The following is a 16,212-nucleotide window of genomic DNA, read 5'->3' as shown; positions in this document are numbered from 1 at the left end:
ATGGATATTGCAAATTATTCAATCAAAAAACCGGTCAATGTTTGGATGGTTGTCCTTATTGCCCTTCTTGGTGGCATATGGGCGCTGACCAACATTGGTCGGCTAGAAGATCCGGCGTTTACTATTAAAGTGGCGCAGGTGATCACTTCTTATCCGGGCGCGAGCGCTGAAGAAGTTGAGCAGGAAGTGACTGAAGTGCTGGAAACAGCAATTCAGCAGATGCCGCAGCTTGATGAGCTGCGCTCGACGACCGAACCCGGTTTGTCGCGCATCGAGGTGGAAATCAAAGACACCTATGATGGCGCCACGCTGCCGCAAGTGTGGGACGAGCTGCGCCGTAAGGTGAATGATGCGCGCCCGCATCTGCCAGATGGGGTGCGGGATCCTGTTGTTTATGACAGTTTTGGCGATGTGTTTGGCTTGTTCTATGCGTTTACCGCCGAGGGCTATAGCAACCGCGAGATGCGCCGGGTTGTCAAAGATGTGCGCCGCGAGCTGCTTGCCGTTGAAAACGTGGCTAAGGTGCAGGTTTCCGGTTTGCCGGAGGATGTCATCTACATCGACATCAATCAGGATCGCTTAGCGCAGCTCGGCATTACGCTTAGCGATGTCATGAATGTTCTGAAAGCGGAAAACGCCGTACAAAGCGATGGGTCTTCGCGTTCAGGCGATCTTCGGATGCGAATCTCGACGGACTCTGCGTTCCATACCTATCAGAGCATTCAGGGTCTTGTTGTTGGCCAGCCGGGTTCTACCGCAATGGTACGCCTGTCTGATGTGGCGACTTTGCGCATTGGTGAACCTGAGAAGCCGAAGAGCAAGATCTTCTTCGATGGGCAACCGGCGGTGACAATCGGTATTGCTGCACTAGAGAACACAAATATCGTCGCTGTTGGCGAGAAGGTGGAAGCGAAAATCAACGACATTCGGGCCGCCTTGCCGATTGGTATGGAAATCACGCCGATTTATGAGCAGCATGTGGTTGTTGACAAGGCAGTGAGTGATTTCATTGTCAACCTGATCATCTCGGTGGCAATTGTAATTGCCGTTCTTGGTATCTTTATGGGTTGGCGGGCGGCTGTTGTTGTCGGTTCTGTGCTTTTGCTCACGGTGCTATCGACGGTCTTCTTTATGCACTTGTTTAACATTGAGCTGGAGCGGATCTCGCTGGGTGCATTGGTGATTGCCATGGGGATGCTCGTTGACAACGCCATTGTGATTGCCGAAGGTATGATGATTAATATGCAGCGCGGCAAGAGCGCTGTTAAATCGGCTTCGCTGATTGTGAAGCAGACTATGTGGCCGCTGCTCGGGGCGACAATTATCGGCCTGATGGCGTTTGCCGGTATTGGTCTTTCTCAAGATACAACGGGCGAGTTTATGTTCTCGCTGTTTGCTGTGGTTTCCATATCACTGTTTATGTCTTGGGTGTTTGCTATTGCAGTGACCCCGCTGTTTGGCAGTTATTTCTTTGTGCAAGGCAGTGGTGAGGACGGCAAGGATCCGTATGGCGGATTTCTCTATCGCTTTTACCGTGCGTGGCTGACATTAGCTCTGCGGCTGCGCTGGGTAACAATTGCAGGTCTTGTTGGCCTTACGGCGACCAGCATCTTTATGTTCCAGTTTGTCTCTAACGCGTTCTTCCCGAATTCGGCCACGCCGCTGCTCTATGTGAACTATTGGCTGCCGCAGGGAAGCGATATGCATGCGACCGTACGGGACATGCGCAAGCTAGACGAGATGCTGCGCCAAGATCCGAATGTAACGGCGACAACGTCATTCGTTGGTGAAGGGGCAACGCGGTTTATGCTCACCTACGGGGCGCAGGACCGGACTTCCAACTATGGGCAGATCATTGTACGCACTAAAAACACTGAGGTGATTGACGATCTGGCGCTTAAAGTGCGCGCCTATGGACGTGACACGTTCCCCAATGCGATGGTGACGACAGAACGGCTGGTCTTTGGCCCGCCGACGGGTGCTGATGTGCAGGTGCGCTTTAGCGGACCGGACGCAGGTGTGCTGCGCGAATTGTCCGCTCAAGCGCTGGAAATCTTTAAAGACCCTCAGTATCGTTTGTCTGATGTGCGCTCTGACTGGCGCGAACGGGAGCTGGTAATTCAGCCGATGTTCGACGAACAGCGAGCCCGGATTGCCGGGATTACCCGCCGGGACTTGGCTCAATCGATCCAGTTTTCCTCTGACGGTTTGCGTGCCGGCAGCTACCGGGATGATGATGAAATTATTCCGATTGTAGCCAAGCGGGAACGCGGTGAAGGTGTGAGTGCTAGTGAAGCACTCATCAACACACTGGTGTGGAGCTCGCAGCAACGCAAATACATCCCGATTGATCAGGTGACGAGCGATGTGCGTACCTCGATCGAGGACACGGTCATCCGTCGGCGTGACCGGGTACGGACAATTACGGTGCTATCGCAAAGTGCTCCGGATGAGCTGGCATCTGTTGCTCATGCGCGGGTTCGCGGAGCGATAGAAGCTATTGCCTTGCCTAGGGGCTACGAAATGGAGTGGGGCGGCGAGTTTGAAAGCTCGGCGGAGGCTCAAGAAGCGCTGGGCAGCAAACAGCCGATCAGCTTCTTGATTATGATCATCATCACCATTTTGTTGTTTGCCCGTGTCCGTGAACCTCTGATCATCTGGCTTACGGTACCCATGGCAATCAACGGTGTGACAATTGCCTTGCTTGGCACCGGCTTTCCCTTTGACTTCATGGCGATCCTCGGTTTCCTCTCCTTGTCCGGCATGCTCATCAAGAACGCGATTGTGTTGCTTGAGGAGATTGATGTGCAGATTGATGAAGGTAAGGACAAAATTGCCGCGATTGTTGATGCTTCGGTTTCACGTTTGCGCCCGGTGTGTATGGCAGCGGTGACCACGATCCTCGGTATGGCGCCGTTGATTGTTGATCCCATGTTCCGCTCGATGTCGGTGACTATTATGGGCGGATTGTCCTTTGCAACCGTATTGACCTTGATTGCAGTGCCAGTGTTGTTCGCCCTGTTCCACGGCGTTCGCTATGGCGATAACAAGGGTGGATCGGAGCCAACCGAGCCCTCTGTTGAGGCTCCTCTTGTTGCCGTGAAAGCACAGGAGAATGCGCCGGAACCTGCATAAAAAATGTTCGCCGGGGGTGAGACCTCCGGCGGAGTGATTACCTAAACACCAGATTGCGTTGGCGGGATAAACCGCAGATCCGCCAATGCTTTTCGAGCGCCGCTTCCGTGTCCAACACCACGGGCGGCGCTCTTCTTTTGCAATTAGACTTTGTGGCGTTGCCGCCAACAGGGGAGCAGATCGCCCGGTTCTGGTGTGGCTTCATAAATGCCGCGGGCAATGGCACGGGCGAGGGTGAGGGCGGCGATGTGGCCCAGCTCCAGCAGTTCGCTATCGGCTGATTTTAGCTTTTGCCTGCCCGTTGAGAGGACAAAAACCAAGTCACCATCTAGCGGGGTGTGCGATGGGAAGATTGCTCGCGCCATGCCGTCATGGGCGACGGTGGCAATGCGCTTTGCCTGTGCTTTGGTGAGCGCCAGATCTGTGGCTATTATGGCGATGGTGGTGTTGGATAGCGGTTGGGCAGGCTCTTGTGAGAGCGAGAGTTTTGTAACAAGCTCGGTTGCGTCTTGCGGCCACGGTGAAGGCATGCCGCAATTGCCGTACTCCCGGTTTTGCTCAAAAGGGGCGGCCCAGAAATGGTTGGAAGAGCCGATGGTTGTGCGCCCGAGCGGGTTGGCAGCAACCAGCGCGCCAAGTGTTGCGCCGCTTGGCAAGCAGGAAGAAGCAGAACCCAGACCGCCTTTCAAATCGGCGGTAAGTGCGCCGGTGCCAGCGCCAACGCTACCAAGGGAAAACGCTTTGTCGGTACTGGCAAGGGCGGCTTTTGCGGCGCGGTAGCCGAGTTCTCGGTAGGGCGAAAATGTGCCCCAGTTTTTGTCGCCGCCATTTAGCAGATCGAAGAGGATCGCTGTTGGGGTGATTGGAACACGTACCGGGCCGATAGCGAAGCCGCGTCCTGCTTCGGCGAGGGCGGCTTGCACCCCTCCGGCGGCGTCGAGGCCAAAGGCGGAGCCGCCAGAGAGCACAAGCGCATCGACTTTCTCGACCGTTTGCTCAGGTTCAAGCAGGGCTATGTCGCGGGTGCCCGGTGCGCCGCCCATAATAGCGATGGATGCAACTGCGGGCTCATCCGGCACGAGGACGGTACTGCCTGATTTCAGAGCCGTGTCGGTGGCGTGACCGAGTTTTAGCCCCGGCACATCGGTTATGAGATTGTATTGGCCCGGTGGGTAGGTGCTTTGCATGTGCTGTCCCGTTAGCTGTCTTGAGGTGCCTGCCTTTTTGTCAAGCAAGGCAAACGAAGCTACGTTACGGAAGTTTACACCTGACGATAAGCGCGGTCGAGATAGACCAGTGCCTTTTGATCGGCATCTCCAAGGCGAACGGCAACAACCTTGGCAAAGACCACAGAGTGAGTGCCAACTTCGTTGATCTCGGTAAGCTCGCAGTCAAAGGTGACGCGCGCGCCCTTGATAGCCAAGCCTCCACTTGGCAGTGTTTGCCACTGGGCGCTGGCAAAACGTTCGTCATTGCTTAGCTCGCCAAAGCCAGCAAAGGCATTGGAGATGTCTTCCTGCCCGCCAGCGAGGGTGTTGATGGTGAAGCGTGCGTTTTCCTTCACGATGCTGTTGATGCGGGTTTGCCTGTTCAGGCAGACAAGCAGTGACGCGGGATTGTCGGAGACAGAACAGACAGCGGAAACTGTGGCCCCGGCATTTCCTGCTGGGCCATCGGTGATGAGCACGCTGACCGTACCGGAAAAACGGCTCATTGCCTCGCGATAATCCTGAGGAGAAACTAGAGTACTGGTGTCGTTCACGTGTGTTGCCTTCGCTAATTCCTTGAGGGCGTGCAGGCCCTTTGTTCTTTCTTGCCTTTTTAGTGTGCTTTGGCGGTCAAGCAAGCATTTTGTCACTGCAGGATAAGAAATCCGGCTGCTAGCGCATTGGTTGTTCTATTCAATTGTCAGCATCTTCTAAGGGAAACGGGGGAATCAAAGGCTGTTTGAGTGCTAATTTTTGCCATGGGGCTGGCTAGGAAATAAGTCTAGTATTGGGGAGAGGCCGCGATAGGAAAATGCTCAAATATACGCAGAAAAACGCAGTTATCTCCTGTTTTTGCCTTTGTGATGAAAAACGAATCCAATTGCGGCTTGCGTAAAAATACGGCGTGGCGCTTGATTAATGAAAGCAATGGGGTTTTCCTAGAGGTCGGAAAAGGTGTGCAAGAGATTTAAGAAAACAAGCACATGCTTTTTCAAATAGGGGAACGGCTTTTCGTATGTAATGTGCGTATGGCGGCGAGGAGAATAATTAGAAAAATGGAATATTTTCTCCAACAATTAATCAATGGGGTGACGCTTGGGTCTATTTATGGCCTGATCGCCATTGGTTATACGATGGTCTACGGTATCATCGGCATGATTAACTTTGCCCATGGTGACATATTCATGATTGGCTCGTTCACGGCGCTGATCCTGATTGTGTTGCTTGGTGTTACTGCGGCCATGCCGGTGGCGATGCTTGTTATGGCGCTGGTGTTGGTGCTGGTGCTTGCCATGGCGTTTACAGCTGTGTGGGGCTGGGCGGTGGAGCGGGTGGCATACCGGCCATTGCGCGGGTCGTTTCGTCTTGCGCCGCTGATTACGGCGATCGGAGCATCGATTGCGCTACAGAATTTCGTGCAGATCTCGCAGGGCGCGCGCAACAAGCCGCTGCAGCCGCTGATTTCGGGGAATTTCAAGCTGACTGATGGCGGGCCGGATGGGTCGGCGCTTATCGTGCAGCTTTCTTATGTGCAGATAACTATTATTGTCGTGACACTCTTGCTAATGGCCGGCTTTACGCTGCTGATCAACCGCACCAGCCTTGGGCGGGCGCAGCGTGCTTGCGAACAAGACCGTAAAATGGCGGCGTTGCTGGGCGTGAATGTGGACCGAACGATCTCCCTGACCTTTGTGATGGGGGCGGCGCTGGCGGCAGTGGCCGGGGTTATGTTCCTGCTTTATTACGGCGTTATCGATTTTTACATCGGCTTCCTTGCCGGAGTGAAGGCGTTTACCGCGGCTGTTTTGGGCGGCATCGGTTCGTTGCCCGGGGCTATGCTTGGCGGGCTGCTCATCGGCCTGATCGAGACGTTTTGGTCCGGTTATTTCTCGGTAGAATACAAAGATGTGGCCGCGTTTTCCATTCTTGCCATTGTGCTGATCTTTATGCCCGAGGGCTTGCTCGGTAAGCCGGAGGTAGAAAAAGTATGAGTGCGCAAAAGCCTGATTATATGCGCGAGCTGCTTGTCGATAGCGGTGGCGGCGCGCTGATTGCCCTGTTGATGGGCGTAATGATGCTGGGCATGCAAGTGGATGTGACTTCCGGCCTTGGGGCCGAGCTCATTTTGCGGTTCCGCTGGGATTATCTGGCCTATGCGGTGGGCGCGGTGTTCTTTGGCCGGTTGGCCATGAACCTGCTTGTTTGGCGTAAACTTAAGGTGCTGGACGGGGTGTCTTTGCCAAAACCGAAGGTTAAGGGCGAGGCGCTGGAGCGCAATTTGAAGCCGGTGTTTTTGGTTGTTGCGGTGTTGTTGCCATTTGCGCTGATGTTCTGGCTTGGGGCACGGGGATCGCGGCAGTATATTGACCTTGCCATTCTCGTGACCACCTATGTGATGCTGGGTTGGGGGTTGAACATTGTTGTGGGGCTTGCCGGGCTTTTGGATCTTGGCTATGTGGCGTTTTACGCTGTGGGTGCCTATTCTTATGCCTTGCTCGCGCACTATTTCGGCTTTTCCTTCTGGATCTGTCTGCCTTTGGCCGGGATACTGGCGGCGTTTTGGGGGATTATTCTCGGATTTCCCGTGCTGCGGTTGCGTGGGGATTATCTGGCAATTGTGACCTTGGCCTTTGGCGAGATTATCCGCGTTGTCTTGCTCAACTGGTATGAGTTTACCGGTGGTCCAGACGGGATTTCGGGAATTCCGCGGCCAAGCTTTTTCGGGCTAGAGTTCACGCGCGGGGAAGACGGGTTTGCCGCGTTCTTCGGGCTGGATTACTCATCCATTCACCGGATCATCTTCCTTTACTACCTGATCCTGATTTTGGCGCTGACTACCAATTTTGTCACCATGCGGCTGCGGCGCCTGCCGATCGGGCGGGCGTGGGAGGCACTGCGCGAAGACGAGATTGCCTGCCGCTCGCTTGGCATCAACACCACCAACACCAAGCTGACAGCCTTTGCGTTGGGGGCGATGTTTGGCGGTTTTGCCGGGTCGTTTTTTGCAACGCGGCAAGGGTTTATCTCGCCAGAGAGTTTCACCTTCATGGAATCTGCGGTGATTTTGGCAATTGTTGTGCTGGGCGGACTGGGCTCGCAGATCGGCGTTGTTATTGCCGCGGTGGTGATGATCGGCGGGTTTGAGCTGTTCCGCGAATTGGAAGAGTACCGCATGCTGGTGTTTGGTTTGTTGATGGTGGTGATAATGGTGTGGAAGCCACGCGGGCTGATCTCTAGCCGTGCGCCATCAATTGCGCTCTCAGGGCGGGCGCAGGGCATCTCTGCGGATATGGTGCAGGAGGGACACGGATGAGCCACTGGGATAACAATCCGGTGCTTAAAGTGGAGCACCTGACCATGCGCTTTGGCGGATTGACTGCCGTTGGTGACCTTTCGTTTAACGTGGGGCGGGGGGACATTACAGCGCTCATTGGCCCCAATGGCGCCGGAAAGACAACGGTGTTCAACTGCATCACCGGGTTTTACAAACCAACCGAGGGGCGGTTGGTGATGCATCGCAGTGGCGGTGAAAAGCACCTACTGGAGCGGTTGCCCGATTTCAAAATCTCGGCAAACGCGAAGGTGGCGCGTACATTCCAGAATATCCGGCTGTTTGGCGGGATGACCATTTTGGAAAACCTGATGGTGGCGCAGCATAATCCGTTGATGGTGGCCTCGAACTGGACCATTGGCGGGGTGCTTGGCCTTGGCGGGTTCAAGCGCAAGGAAGCTGAGGCGGTGGAGCGGGCCAAATACTGGCTGGAGCTTACCGGGCTGATTGACCGGGCGGACAAGGCGGCGGCTGATCTATCCTATGGGGATCAGCGGCGGCTGGAGATTGCGCGGGCCATGTGCACAGGGCCAGAGCTTTTGTGCCTGGACGAACCGGCAGCGGGGCTGAACCCCAAGGAAAGCCTAGAGCTGAATACATTGCTTTCTACTATTCGCCGCGAACATGACACATCTATCCTCTTGATTGAGCATGACATGTCGGTGGTGATGGAGATCTCCGATCATGTGGTGGTGCTGGATTACGGGGTGAAGATTTCTGATGGCACGCCGGATTTCGTCAAGAATGATCCGCATGTGATTGCGGCTTATCTGGGCGTGGATGATGATGAAGTGGATGATGTTGAGGAGGAAGTGGGCCTATGAGTACAGAGCAACCACTTCTGCGCGTGCGCGATCTAGAGACTTACTATGGTAAAATTCAGGCACTGCACGGGGTTAATATGGATGTCTATGCCGGCGAGATCGTTACCTTGATCGGGGCCAACGGAGCGGGCAAATCCACGTTGATGATGTCAATCTGCGGCTCACCGCAGGCACAAGCCGGCACGATCCATTATGAGGGAGCAGATATAACAAGGGCGCAGACTTACCAGACGATGCGCTCGGGCATTGCGCAGTCGCCAGAGGGGCGGCGGATTTTTCCGCGCATGAGTGTGTTGGAAAATCTGCTTATGGGGGCGATGGTTTCCAAGCCGGAGTATCTGGATGAAGATCTGGCAAAGGTGTTTGCGCTGTTTCCGCGATTGAAGGAGCGCCAGCATCAACGCGGGGGCACACTATCTGGCGGTGAGCAGCAGATGCTGGCCATCGCGCGAGCGTTGATGAGCCGGCCCAAGCTGTTGTTGTTGGACGAACCGTCCTTGGGCCTTGCGCCGATTATCGTAAAGCAGATCTTTGAGGCCATTGGCGAACTGAACAAGCGCGAGGGGCTTACTGTGTTTTTGGTGGAGCAGAATGCGTATCACGCGCTCAAGCTGGCACATCGGGGCTATGTGATGGTCAACGGGGTTGTCACCATGTCTGGCACTGGCAAGGAACTGCTGTCTCGGGAGGAAGTGAAAGCGGCCTACCTTGAAGGCGGACGGCACTAGGAGAGTGATTATGGGAATTCTTTATCCAAGTTCCGCGCTGGTGTTCTTTTTCATGGTGCTGGTGTTTGGCGGCTTGGCTGCGATCGCTACAGGGCGGGCCGTGGCAGTCACATGGCGGCCGTTGCCGGTGTTGTTCTGGTTCGTGTTTTTGCTCACGCTGGCGGTGCGGTTTTTGTGTTTTGCGCTGTTTGGCGAGCCGCTGACATCGCTCTACTACTTGCTTGTCGATTATGGGGTGCTGGCGGCAATTGGCTATGGCGGGTTTCGCATGGCGCGGGCGCGGCAGATGGTGATCCAGTACAGCTGGCTGTATCAACCGGCTGGCCCGTTTTCATGGCGACTAAAGCCGGGGCAAGACGACAGCTACTGATAAATGGCCCTTAAGATGGGTGCCCCATCTTTCGGCCTAGAGGTTTTCAAGAGTTGCATGGTGGCTTGCTCTGACGACAAAATACAAGCAGCCAATGCGGGACAGGAGAGCCCCGTGCCCATGCTGATTACGGCCTGTGCAGCGCGTGCTGCCAAGGCTCTGGCCTGTTGGCCAAATTAGCACCGCCTAAGCTGGCGGGGCCCAAAACAATAGAGGGGATAGCAATGAAGACGTATCTTTTGGCCGGTGTGGCCGCCGTTGCTGGCATGGCTTTTGCCGGTGCTGCCTATGCGGATATTGTGATTGCAACTGCCGGGCCAATGACAGGCCAGTACGCTTCCTTTGGTCAGCAGATGAAAGCGGGGGCCGAACAAGCGGTTGCTGATATCAATGCTGCTGGCGGGATCAACGGCGAGAAGCTTATTCTGGAAGTTGGCGATGATGCTTGCGACCCTAAGCAGGCTGTGGCTGTGGCCAACCAGATGGTAGGTAAGAATGTTGCCTTTATGGCTGGTCACTTCTGCTCTGGCTCGTCCATTCCTGCCTCGCAGGTCTATGCGGAAGAGGGTATCGTGCAGATTACACCTGCCTCGACCAACCCGAAATATACCGATGAGCGCCCGGGACCGGGGACCTACCGCGTGTGTGGCCGTGATGACCAGCAGGGTAAAGTTGCCGGTACCACGCTGGCAGAAGAATTTGGCGGTAAAAACATCGCGATTATTCACGATAAGACTGCCTATGGTAAAGGGCTTGCCGATGCCACCAAGGCGGTGATGAACTCGCTTGGCAAAGAAGAGGCGATGTACGAAGCCTATACTGCGGGTGAAAAAGACTACACCGCGTTGGTTTCCAAGCTGAAGCAAGCAAAAATCGATGTGCTGTATGTGGGCGGATATCACACTGAAGCAGGCTTGATGAAACGCCAGATGGTGGATCAGGGTATGGATACCATGCTGCTTTCCGGTGATGCGCTGGTGACTGATGAGTATTGGTCTATTACGGGGCCTGCTGGTGCTGGCACCTTGATGACCTTCTCGCCAGATCCACGAAAGAACCCGGGTGCGAAGCCGGTGGTGGATGCACTGGAAGCGGCAGGCAAAACAGCTGAAGGCTATGCGCTTTACACGTACGCGGCCATTCAGGCATGGGCAGATGCGGTGAAAGCGGCGGGCTCATCCGATTTTGATGCCGTGGTTGCCGAGCTTGACAAGGGCAAGTTCAACACGGTTCTGGGTGAGCTGTCCTTCGATGATAAGGGTGATGTTTCGCTGCCAGGCTATGTCTGGTACGAATGGAAAGACGGTGCCTACGATTACCGCTAGGCGACATATGCAGCATGTTATGTGCTAAAACGGAGTGGCGCTGCGATGGACTGTGGCGCCGCTCTACTATCGACTGTTGATTGCTGCGCTACTTTTCGTCAGCACAAGTGTTTGTCCGGCGTCGCTGCTATTGTTTTTTTAGTGAGGCTAAAGCCCTCTTCCGTGGCGCAAGATGCCTTCCACCTGCTCGGTATAGGCCGTGTTATCGCAGTTTCGTAGAACGAGCGGCGGCAGGATGCCAAGCGGGGCTTTGCTGGCGGCAATGGCGCTGATCAGAATAAGATTGGCGGGTTTGTCTGCTGTTGGGTGTATTGGCCGTATGGTTATGCCCCCAAAACGACCCTGCATTAGCGGCAGGATATCGGCTAGGCCGTCGGCACGAAAGATGATGGTGAGCGAGCCTTTGTCGCGCAAGATGTCCTTGGCGGTTTTGATCCATGGCTCCAGTCCGCGGTCATCAAGTGCATGGGCGTCGGCTCTTGTTTGCTTTGGTGTGATACGAAACCGTTGCGGCGCGTAATAGGGCGGGTTGATGATGACATGATCCGCTTGGTTGGGAGCAAGGCCGCTTGCATGTCGGATGTCTCCCTTGGCGGTGATGTCGGCTTCTAACACCGAAACCCGATCGGCAAATGAGGCATTTTGGGGAAATGTCAGCGCTTTCCGAGCGAGGTTGGCTGCGGTGTTATCAAGCTCCACGCTGGTGAGTTGCAACTCTGGCAATCGCCAAGCGGCACAAAAGCCTGCCGTGCCCACGCCAGCGCCCAGATCTAACAAGTGGCCCTTGGTACCGTTTGGCAGTGCAGCGGCGAGCAATACGGCATCGATGCCTGCGCGGTGCGTGCCTTTGGCAGGCTGTTCTATCAGTACACGGCCGCCAAGGAAGTTGTCACGCGTTGTGGCATGTGCGTCGGCTTGGCCTTCATCGTGTACGTTTGACATGTGCGATGGCCTTTTTACCTGACACTGCGCTTTTACTTTTTTGTTTGAGTGGGGAGCTCGTCCCCTAATCCTTGCTCTAGCAAAATCTGCCGGGCTTTTTCAAGTTCACAGTCTGGGACAAGCAGGCGCTGCTGCAAAAAACCGAGGGAGCCTTCTAGAATGCTGGTGTTGCTATCGGCGTGCAGGACGGTGATACCCGCGTCCTCCAAATGCCAGCGGGCCGCCGACAGAATGACCGGATCATTGGTGCGAAGCAACTCTTGCATGATTGCCGCCTTATTCTTTGGTGTTGTTCTTAGTAGTTTGGCTGCGAAATGCCGCAAATGCGAGGGTTTTGGCAAAGATTTGACAGGATTGTGATTATCGGTGCTTGCCCGAACGGACTAGCCCTCCTATTGTCTCGAAAAATTCACAGGAGAGGGGCCGTGGGCGTGACAACAATGGAACAGGGCCAGCCAAAGCAAGCCAGCATTAAGGCATTGATGGAATTGGTTTCCGGCGATATGGAGCGGGTTAACAACCGCATTTTGTCCATGGCTGGGTCCCACGTAGAACTCATACCGGAGATAGCGCAGTATCTGATCGATTCTGGTGGCAAGCGCCTGCGGCCAATGTTGACCTTGGCATTTGCACAGATGTTTGGTTATGAGGGGGAAGGCCATGTGAAATTGGCCGCCTGTGTCGAGTTTATGCACACAGCAACGCTGCTGCATGATGATGTGGTGGATGAAAGCGATATGCGCCGTGGCAAGGCGGCAGCGCGCAAGCTTTGGGGCAATCAAGCGAGCGTGCTGGTTGGTGATTATCTGCTTGGGCAATCCTTCAAGATGATGGTTGAAGTTGGTTCGTTGGAGGCCCTGCGCATTCTGGCGGATGCATCGGCGGTGATCGCTGAGGGGGAAGTGTTGCAGTTGGATGCCGCGCAAGATGTTGGCACCACTGAAGAAATGTATATGCGCGTGATCGAGGCGAAGACCGCTGCGCTGTTTGCTGCGGCGTGTGAAGTCAGCCCAGAGATTGCAGAGGAGAGTGACGGGATCCGCGCCGCCTGTCGCAAGTACGGAATGGATCTGGGCTTGGCGTTCCAGCTGGTGGATGATGCGCTGGATTATGGTGGCTCGGCGAAAGACCTTGGCAAAGACATTGGCGATGATTTGCGCGAGGGGAAAATCACTCTGCCGGTGGTTTATGCGTTGGCGCGGGGTGATGATGAGGATCGCGCGTTTTGGAAACGCTGCCTTGAGGAGCATGATGTGCGCGAGGGCGATCTAGAGCACGCAATCGCGTTGCTGAAGAAAACCGGCGCTCTGGCAGATACAATCGCGCGGGCTAAGGAATTTGGTGCGTCTGCAAAAGCAGCATTGGCGCCGCTTCCAGAAGGTGTGGTGAAAGATGCGTTGGCTGAGGCCGTGGATTTCTGTATTGCCCGCGTGGTGTAAGACCTGAATGTTCTATAGATGAATGAAGAAGCGGCTTCTAAAGGAGAGGCGGCTTTTTCGCGTCAGCCGTTAGAGCGCGCTGGCGCAGATCCAGTGGCTTGGCAGCATCCTTTGCAAATTCTGGGCAAGTGCTTCAGCGGCTTTGATATTTTCACAAAGGGCAAAGCAGGTGGCACCGGAACCTGACATACGCGCAAACAAAGTTTGCGGCTGATCCGCGAGGGCCTGCAGCGCTTGGCCGATGCTCGGCTCAAGCGCCACGGCGGTTTCTTGCAGGTCGTTGCGCGTGGTGTGTAACCAAGTGGCCAGTTCCTGCGCATCCTTGAAGGTGTCTGGCATAGACGGCAGGGGCGGGTTTTCGCGTTTTTTCAGGCGTGTAAATATGGCTGGCGTTGAGACAGGTCGGCGTGGGTTGGCAAGAACGATGGCCATCCCCTTGGGCATAAATGGTACCGGGCTGAGTTCGTCACCGATGCCTTGCGTGCGAACCGGCGCGCCGGCAAGGCACATGGGAACATCAGCGCCAAGGCTGGTAGCAAGATGATGTAATTGCTGTGCAGGCAAGGTCTGGCCCCAAAGCTGCTGTAACGCAACGAGCGCTGCCGCGGCATCGGCTGAACCACCTCCAATTCCCGCGGCGACGGGGAGATTCTTCTGCAAGTTTATATGGGCCGCTTTTGTTGTGCCCAAAGCTTGGCGCAGACGTTTTGCTGCGGTGAGGACAAGGTTTTCTGCGATGTCGCCCTGCAGTGGTGCGGCAAATTCCCCCGAAATAGAGAGCGCAAATTCATCTTCTATGGTACAGGTGATGCGGTCTCCAAACGCAGGGAAGACCACAAGGCTATCGAGCAAGTGATAGCCGTCGGCGCGCAGACCCGTGATGTGTAGGGCTAGATTGACTTTCGCTTGCGCTATTTGAGTGATGCGGATGTTTTGGTCCGTGGGGGTGTCTAGGGGCATGGAAGCGGCTTGGGTATGGCCCCGTGGATTTGGGGGCGGGGCGTAATCAATTGCTCTGCGTTAAATGAAGGGGAGCGGAGCGCTCCCCAATGTTGTTAACTGTCCTCGGGCATTTCCTGTTTGGCTTGTTTTACTTGAGAGCTTTCAGGCTGGAGGCCGCGTTCAATTTTTCCAAGTATCCGGGTGAGGTCTTGTGGTTCTGGATCCAGATCGCGTGCATGGTTCCATTTAAAGCGGGCATCCAGTTTGCGACCGACCTGCCAATATGCGTCGCCAAGATGCTCATTAATCAGCGGATCATGCGGGCGCAGAGAAACGGCGCGTTCCAACTCTTTGACCGCCTCGTCAAAGCGGCCAAGACGGTAATAGACCCAGCCAAGGCTATCAACGATGTACCCATCTGTTGGGCGCAGGGATACGGCGGTTTTGATCATATCCAGCGCTTCGTCGAAGCTCATGCCACGGTCAACCAAAGAGTAGCCGAGGTAGTTTAATACCATTGGTTGCTTCGGGTTCAATTTGAGTGCGGCGCGCAGATCTTCTTCCGCCTTTGGCCAGTTTTTTTGCTGCTCCCGGGAAATGCCACGGAAATAGTGCAGTACCCAATCATCTTTGCCCTCTTCCGCCTTGATATCAAGCGCGCGGGTGTAGGCGGCCTCGGCCTCATTGAATTTGGCGCGGGAGCGCAAGATGTTGCCCAAAGTGGTGTGCGCATCCACGTCCTTTGGATTTGCCTTTATTAGTGTCGATAAATGATCTTTAGCTTGCTCCAGCTTGTCCAGCGCATTGTAGTGCGTTGCTATAAGAATCTCGGTTTCGTGCTTGAGTGGCGACGCCATGCTTACCTGCTGCAAAAACTCGATGGACCGGGCGTAGTCACCAAGCTGTTCATAAAGATCAGCTAGCGCGATGATGGTTTCATCAAGCTTTGGATTGAGATAGCTGGACAGGTGTAGGTAGGCGGCGGAGAGCTCCTCCCCGTCACGGTTTATAGCGCTGCCAAGCGAGAAGAGGGCATCAGCCATGCCTTCTGCCGGGCTGGTAATCGTAGGCTCTAGTACCGCGCCTGCGGTGATTTGATCCCGCATCTGAACAGCAAGAGGGTGAGCGGGAACGACTTCTTCGTAGGCTGCCAATTTCTCCAGTGCCTGCTTTTGTTGGCCTGAGGCTGTCAGATTGCGCGAGAGCGCGAGCAAGGCACGTAGTGAGCCCGGATCTGCTTTATAGGCCTTAGAAAACTCTTTGGCTGCGGCGGCCGGATGGCCCGAAAGCTCTTCGATCAGTCCGGCATTGTAGAGAGTGAACAGTTTATACCAGCTGGGGCCATTCAAATCCTCTAGGAGTTTGATGGCGGTCGTTTTGTCACCTTTCCCAGCGTTTGCCCACGCTTCGGCAAGGGTAAATGTGAGACGAGCGAGAGGGTTGGAGCTGGTGGTCCCTTCCCCTTCAAGGACACTGGCATAATTTTTTGCGCGCAGATTCTCACTGGTGGTGAGCAATGAGCCCAAAAAGTGCTCTGGGTCGCCTTGCAAAAGGTCTTTGGATAGCGCGATGGCTTGGTCTGTATGACCGCTGGCAAGTGCCATCGTGAACGCTCGGTCTTGCAGATAAAAATTCTGCGGATCATAGCGCAGGGCATTTTCAAAAAAGAGGGCCGCGCTGTTGTAATCCTGATCATACAGCGCCGTACGGGCCGAAAGATAATTGCCCGCCAGTGAGGTGGCGGTAGATTCGGTTGGTGCGGCGGCATGGACCGGTTGCACGGCTGTGGATGCCAAGAGCACCGTTGCCACAGCGGCGCGGGAAAGCGGCTGGGCTAGGCGGGCGAGCAGTCGAGCAGACGGTTTTTGCATTAGCTTCTCATTTGTTTTTCGGCAAGCTTGGCAGGTTGGCCAATGTTCTGCCGCTTTAGACCAGAATAGGAACGCAGAGCTATGAAGATTAAGACTT

14 protein-coding genes are annotated in these 16,212 nt (G+C 55.1%); 8 read left to right on the top strand and 6 right to left on the bottom strand.

Annotated features, from left to right (window positions below):
• Complete coding sequence (locus tag AYK82_RS09160) at positions 1 to 3,135, top strand: efflux RND transporter permease subunit (protein WP_068314428.1); 3,135 nt, start codon at positions 1 to 3, stop codon at positions 3,133 to 3,135.
• 143 nt (positions 3,136 to 3,278) lie between these two features.
• Here AYK82_RS09160 and AYK82_RS09155 read toward each other — a convergent pair whose 3' ends face one another.
• Positions 3,279 to 4,322, bottom strand: a complete 1,044-nt coding sequence (locus AYK82_RS09155; RefSeq protein WP_068314425.1) for a P1 family peptidase — start codon at positions 4,320 to 4,322, stop codon at positions 3,279 to 3,281.
• A 74-nt stretch (positions 4,323 to 4,396) separates the two neighbouring features.
• On the bottom strand, positions 4,397 to 4,897 hold the full coding sequence (locus tag AYK82_RS09150) for a flavin reductase (protein WP_244265743.1): 501 nt from the start codon (positions 4,895 to 4,897) through the stop codon (positions 4,397 to 4,399).
• A 501-nt stretch (positions 4,898 to 5,398) separates the two neighbouring features.
• On the opposite strand from AYK82_RS09150, the gene AYK82_RS09145 reads away from it, so the two are divergent.
• The 6 genes from AYK82_RS09145 to AYK82_RS09120 all read left to right on the top strand — a co-directional run bounded on the left by AYK82_RS09145 (position 5,399) and on the right by AYK82_RS09120 (position 10,921).
• Positions 5,399 to 6,334 carry an ABC transporter permease subunit gene (locus AYK82_RS09145; RefSeq protein ID WP_068314422.1) on the top strand — a complete coding sequence of 312 codons (936 nt, stop codon included), beginning with the start codon at positions 5,399 to 5,401 and terminating at the stop codon, positions 6,332 to 6,334.
• Positions 6,331 to 7,656: a high-affinity branched-chain amino acid ABC transporter permease LivM gene (gene livM, locus AYK82_RS09140; RefSeq protein WP_068314419.1), complete on the top strand. Its 1,326-nt coding sequence runs from the start codon at positions 6,331 to 6,333 to the stop codon at positions 7,654 to 7,656. The genes AYK82_RS09145 and livM overlap by 4 nt, the downstream gene beginning before the upstream one ends.
• Complete coding sequence (locus tag AYK82_RS09135; protein WP_068314417.1) at positions 7,653 to 8,498, top strand: ABC transporter ATP-binding protein; 846 nt, start codon at positions 7,653 to 7,655, stop codon at positions 8,496 to 8,498. Before livM ends, AYK82_RS09135 begins: the two co-directional genes overlap by 4 nt.
• Positions 8,495 to 9,226, top strand: coding sequence for an ABC transporter ATP-binding protein (locus AYK82_RS09130; RefSeq protein ID WP_068314411.1), 732 nt, complete (start codon positions 8,495 to 8,497; stop codon positions 9,224 to 9,226). The genes AYK82_RS09135 and AYK82_RS09130 overlap by 4 nt, the downstream gene beginning before the upstream one ends.
• Positions 9,227 to 9,236: 10 nt before the next feature.
• The gene (locus AYK82_RS09125; protein ID WP_068314409.1) at positions 9,237 to 9,596 is read left to right on the top strand and encodes a DUF6867 family protein; all 360 of its coding nucleotides are present in this window, start codon (positions 9,237 to 9,239) and stop codon (positions 9,594 to 9,596) included.
• Positions 9,597 to 9,820: 224 nt separating this feature from the next.
• A complete protein-coding gene (locus tag AYK82_RS09120) occupies positions 9,821 to 10,921 on the top strand; it encodes a branched-chain amino acid ABC transporter substrate-binding protein (protein ID WP_068314408.1) in 1,101 nt (366 codons plus the stop codon).
• Between the two features lie 147 nt (positions 10,922 to 11,068).
• Here AYK82_RS09120 and AYK82_RS09115 read toward each other — a convergent pair whose 3' ends face one another.
• Both AYK82_RS09115 and AYK82_RS09110 read right to left on the bottom strand, forming a co-directional pair.
• A complete protein-coding gene (locus AYK82_RS09115; protein WP_068314406.1) occupies positions 11,069 to 11,863 on the bottom strand; it encodes a tRNA1(Val) (adenine(37)-N6)-methyltransferase in 795 nt (264 codons plus the stop codon).
• Between the two features lie 32 nt (positions 11,864 to 11,895).
• A complete protein-coding gene (locus tag AYK82_RS09110) occupies positions 11,896 to 12,129 on the bottom strand; it encodes a putative signal transducing protein (RefSeq protein ID WP_068314404.1) in 234 nt (77 codons plus the stop codon).
• 174 nt (positions 12,130 to 12,303) lie between these two features.
• Between AYK82_RS09110 and AYK82_RS09105 the strand changes: the two genes are divergently transcribed.
• On the top strand, positions 12,304 to 13,302 hold the full coding sequence (locus AYK82_RS09105; protein WP_156453330.1) for a polyprenyl synthetase family protein: 999 nt from the start codon (positions 12,304 to 12,306) through the stop codon (positions 13,300 to 13,302).
• A 69-nt stretch (positions 13,303 to 13,371) separates the two neighbouring features.
• On the opposite strand, the gene AYK82_RS09100 is transcribed toward AYK82_RS09105, so the two are convergent.
• Both AYK82_RS09100 and AYK82_RS09095 read right to left on the bottom strand, forming a co-directional pair.
• A complete protein-coding gene (locus tag AYK82_RS09100; protein ID WP_068314400.1) occupies positions 13,372 to 14,262 on the bottom strand; it encodes a 4-(cytidine 5'-diphospho)-2-C-methyl-D-erythritol kinase in 891 nt (296 codons plus the stop codon).
• A gap of 95 nt (positions 14,263 to 14,357) precedes the next feature.
• Positions 14,358 to 16,115 carry a tetratricopeptide repeat protein gene (locus tag AYK82_RS09095; protein ID WP_068314394.1) on the bottom strand — a complete coding sequence of 586 codons (1,758 nt, stop codon included), beginning with the start codon at positions 16,113 to 16,115 and terminating at the stop codon, positions 14,358 to 14,360.
• Between the last annotated feature and the right edge of the window lie 97 nt (positions 16,116 to 16,212).

This window comes from Polycladidibacter hongkongensis (assembly GCF_001561995.1).
GTDB classification, from domain to species: Bacteria; Pseudomonadota; Alphaproteobacteria; order Rhizobiales; family Stappiaceae; genus Pseudovibrio; species Pseudovibrio hongkongensis.
This window is presented reverse-complemented; position numbering and strand designations above follow the sequence as displayed.

Coding starts and splice junctions, on each gene's coding strand:
- AYK82_RS09160 (WP_068314428.1), top strand. CDS start 1: ATGGATATTGCAAATTATTCAATCAAAAAACCGGTCAATGTTTGGATG.
- AYK82_RS09155 (WP_068314425.1), bottom strand. CDS start 4,322: ATGCAAAGCACCTACCCACCGGGCCAATACAATCTCATAACCGATGTG.
- AYK82_RS09145 (WP_068314422.1), top strand. CDS start 5,399: ATGGAATATTTTCTCCAACAATTAATCAATGGGGTGACGCTTGGGTCT.
- livM (WP_068314419.1), top strand. CDS start 6,331: ATGAGTGCGCAAAAGCCTGATTATATGCGCGAGCTGCTTGTCGATAGC.
- AYK82_RS09135 (WP_068314417.1), top strand. CDS start 7,653: ATGAGCCACTGGGATAACAATCCGGTGCTTAAAGTGGAGCACCTGACC.
- AYK82_RS09130 (WP_068314411.1), top strand. CDS start 8,495: ATGAGTACAGAGCAACCACTTCTGCGCGTGCGCGATCTAGAGACTTAC.
- AYK82_RS09125 (WP_068314409.1), top strand. CDS start 9,237: ATGGGAATTCTTTATCCAAGTTCCGCGCTGGTGTTCTTTTTCATGGTG.
- AYK82_RS09120 (WP_068314408.1), top strand. CDS start 9,821: ATGAAGACGTATCTTTTGGCCGGTGTGGCCGCCGTTGCTGGCATGGCT.
- AYK82_RS09115 (WP_068314406.1), bottom strand. CDS start 11,863: ATGTCAAACGTACACGATGAAGGCCAAGCCGACGCACATGCCACAACG.
- AYK82_RS09110 (WP_068314404.1), bottom strand. CDS start 12,129: ATGCAAGAGTTGCTTCGCACCAATGATCCGGTCATTCTGTCGGCGGCC.
- AYK82_RS09105 (WP_156453330.1), top strand. CDS start 12,304: ATGGAACAGGGCCAGCCAAAGCAAGCCAGCATTAAGGCATTGATGGAA.
- AYK82_RS09100 (WP_068314400.1), bottom strand. CDS start 14,262: ATGCCCCTAGACACCCCCACGGACCAAAACATCCGCATCACTCAAATA.
- AYK82_RS09095 (WP_068314394.1), bottom strand. CDS start 16,115: ATGCAAAAACCGTCTGCTCGACTGCTCGCCCGCCTAGCCCAGCCGCTT.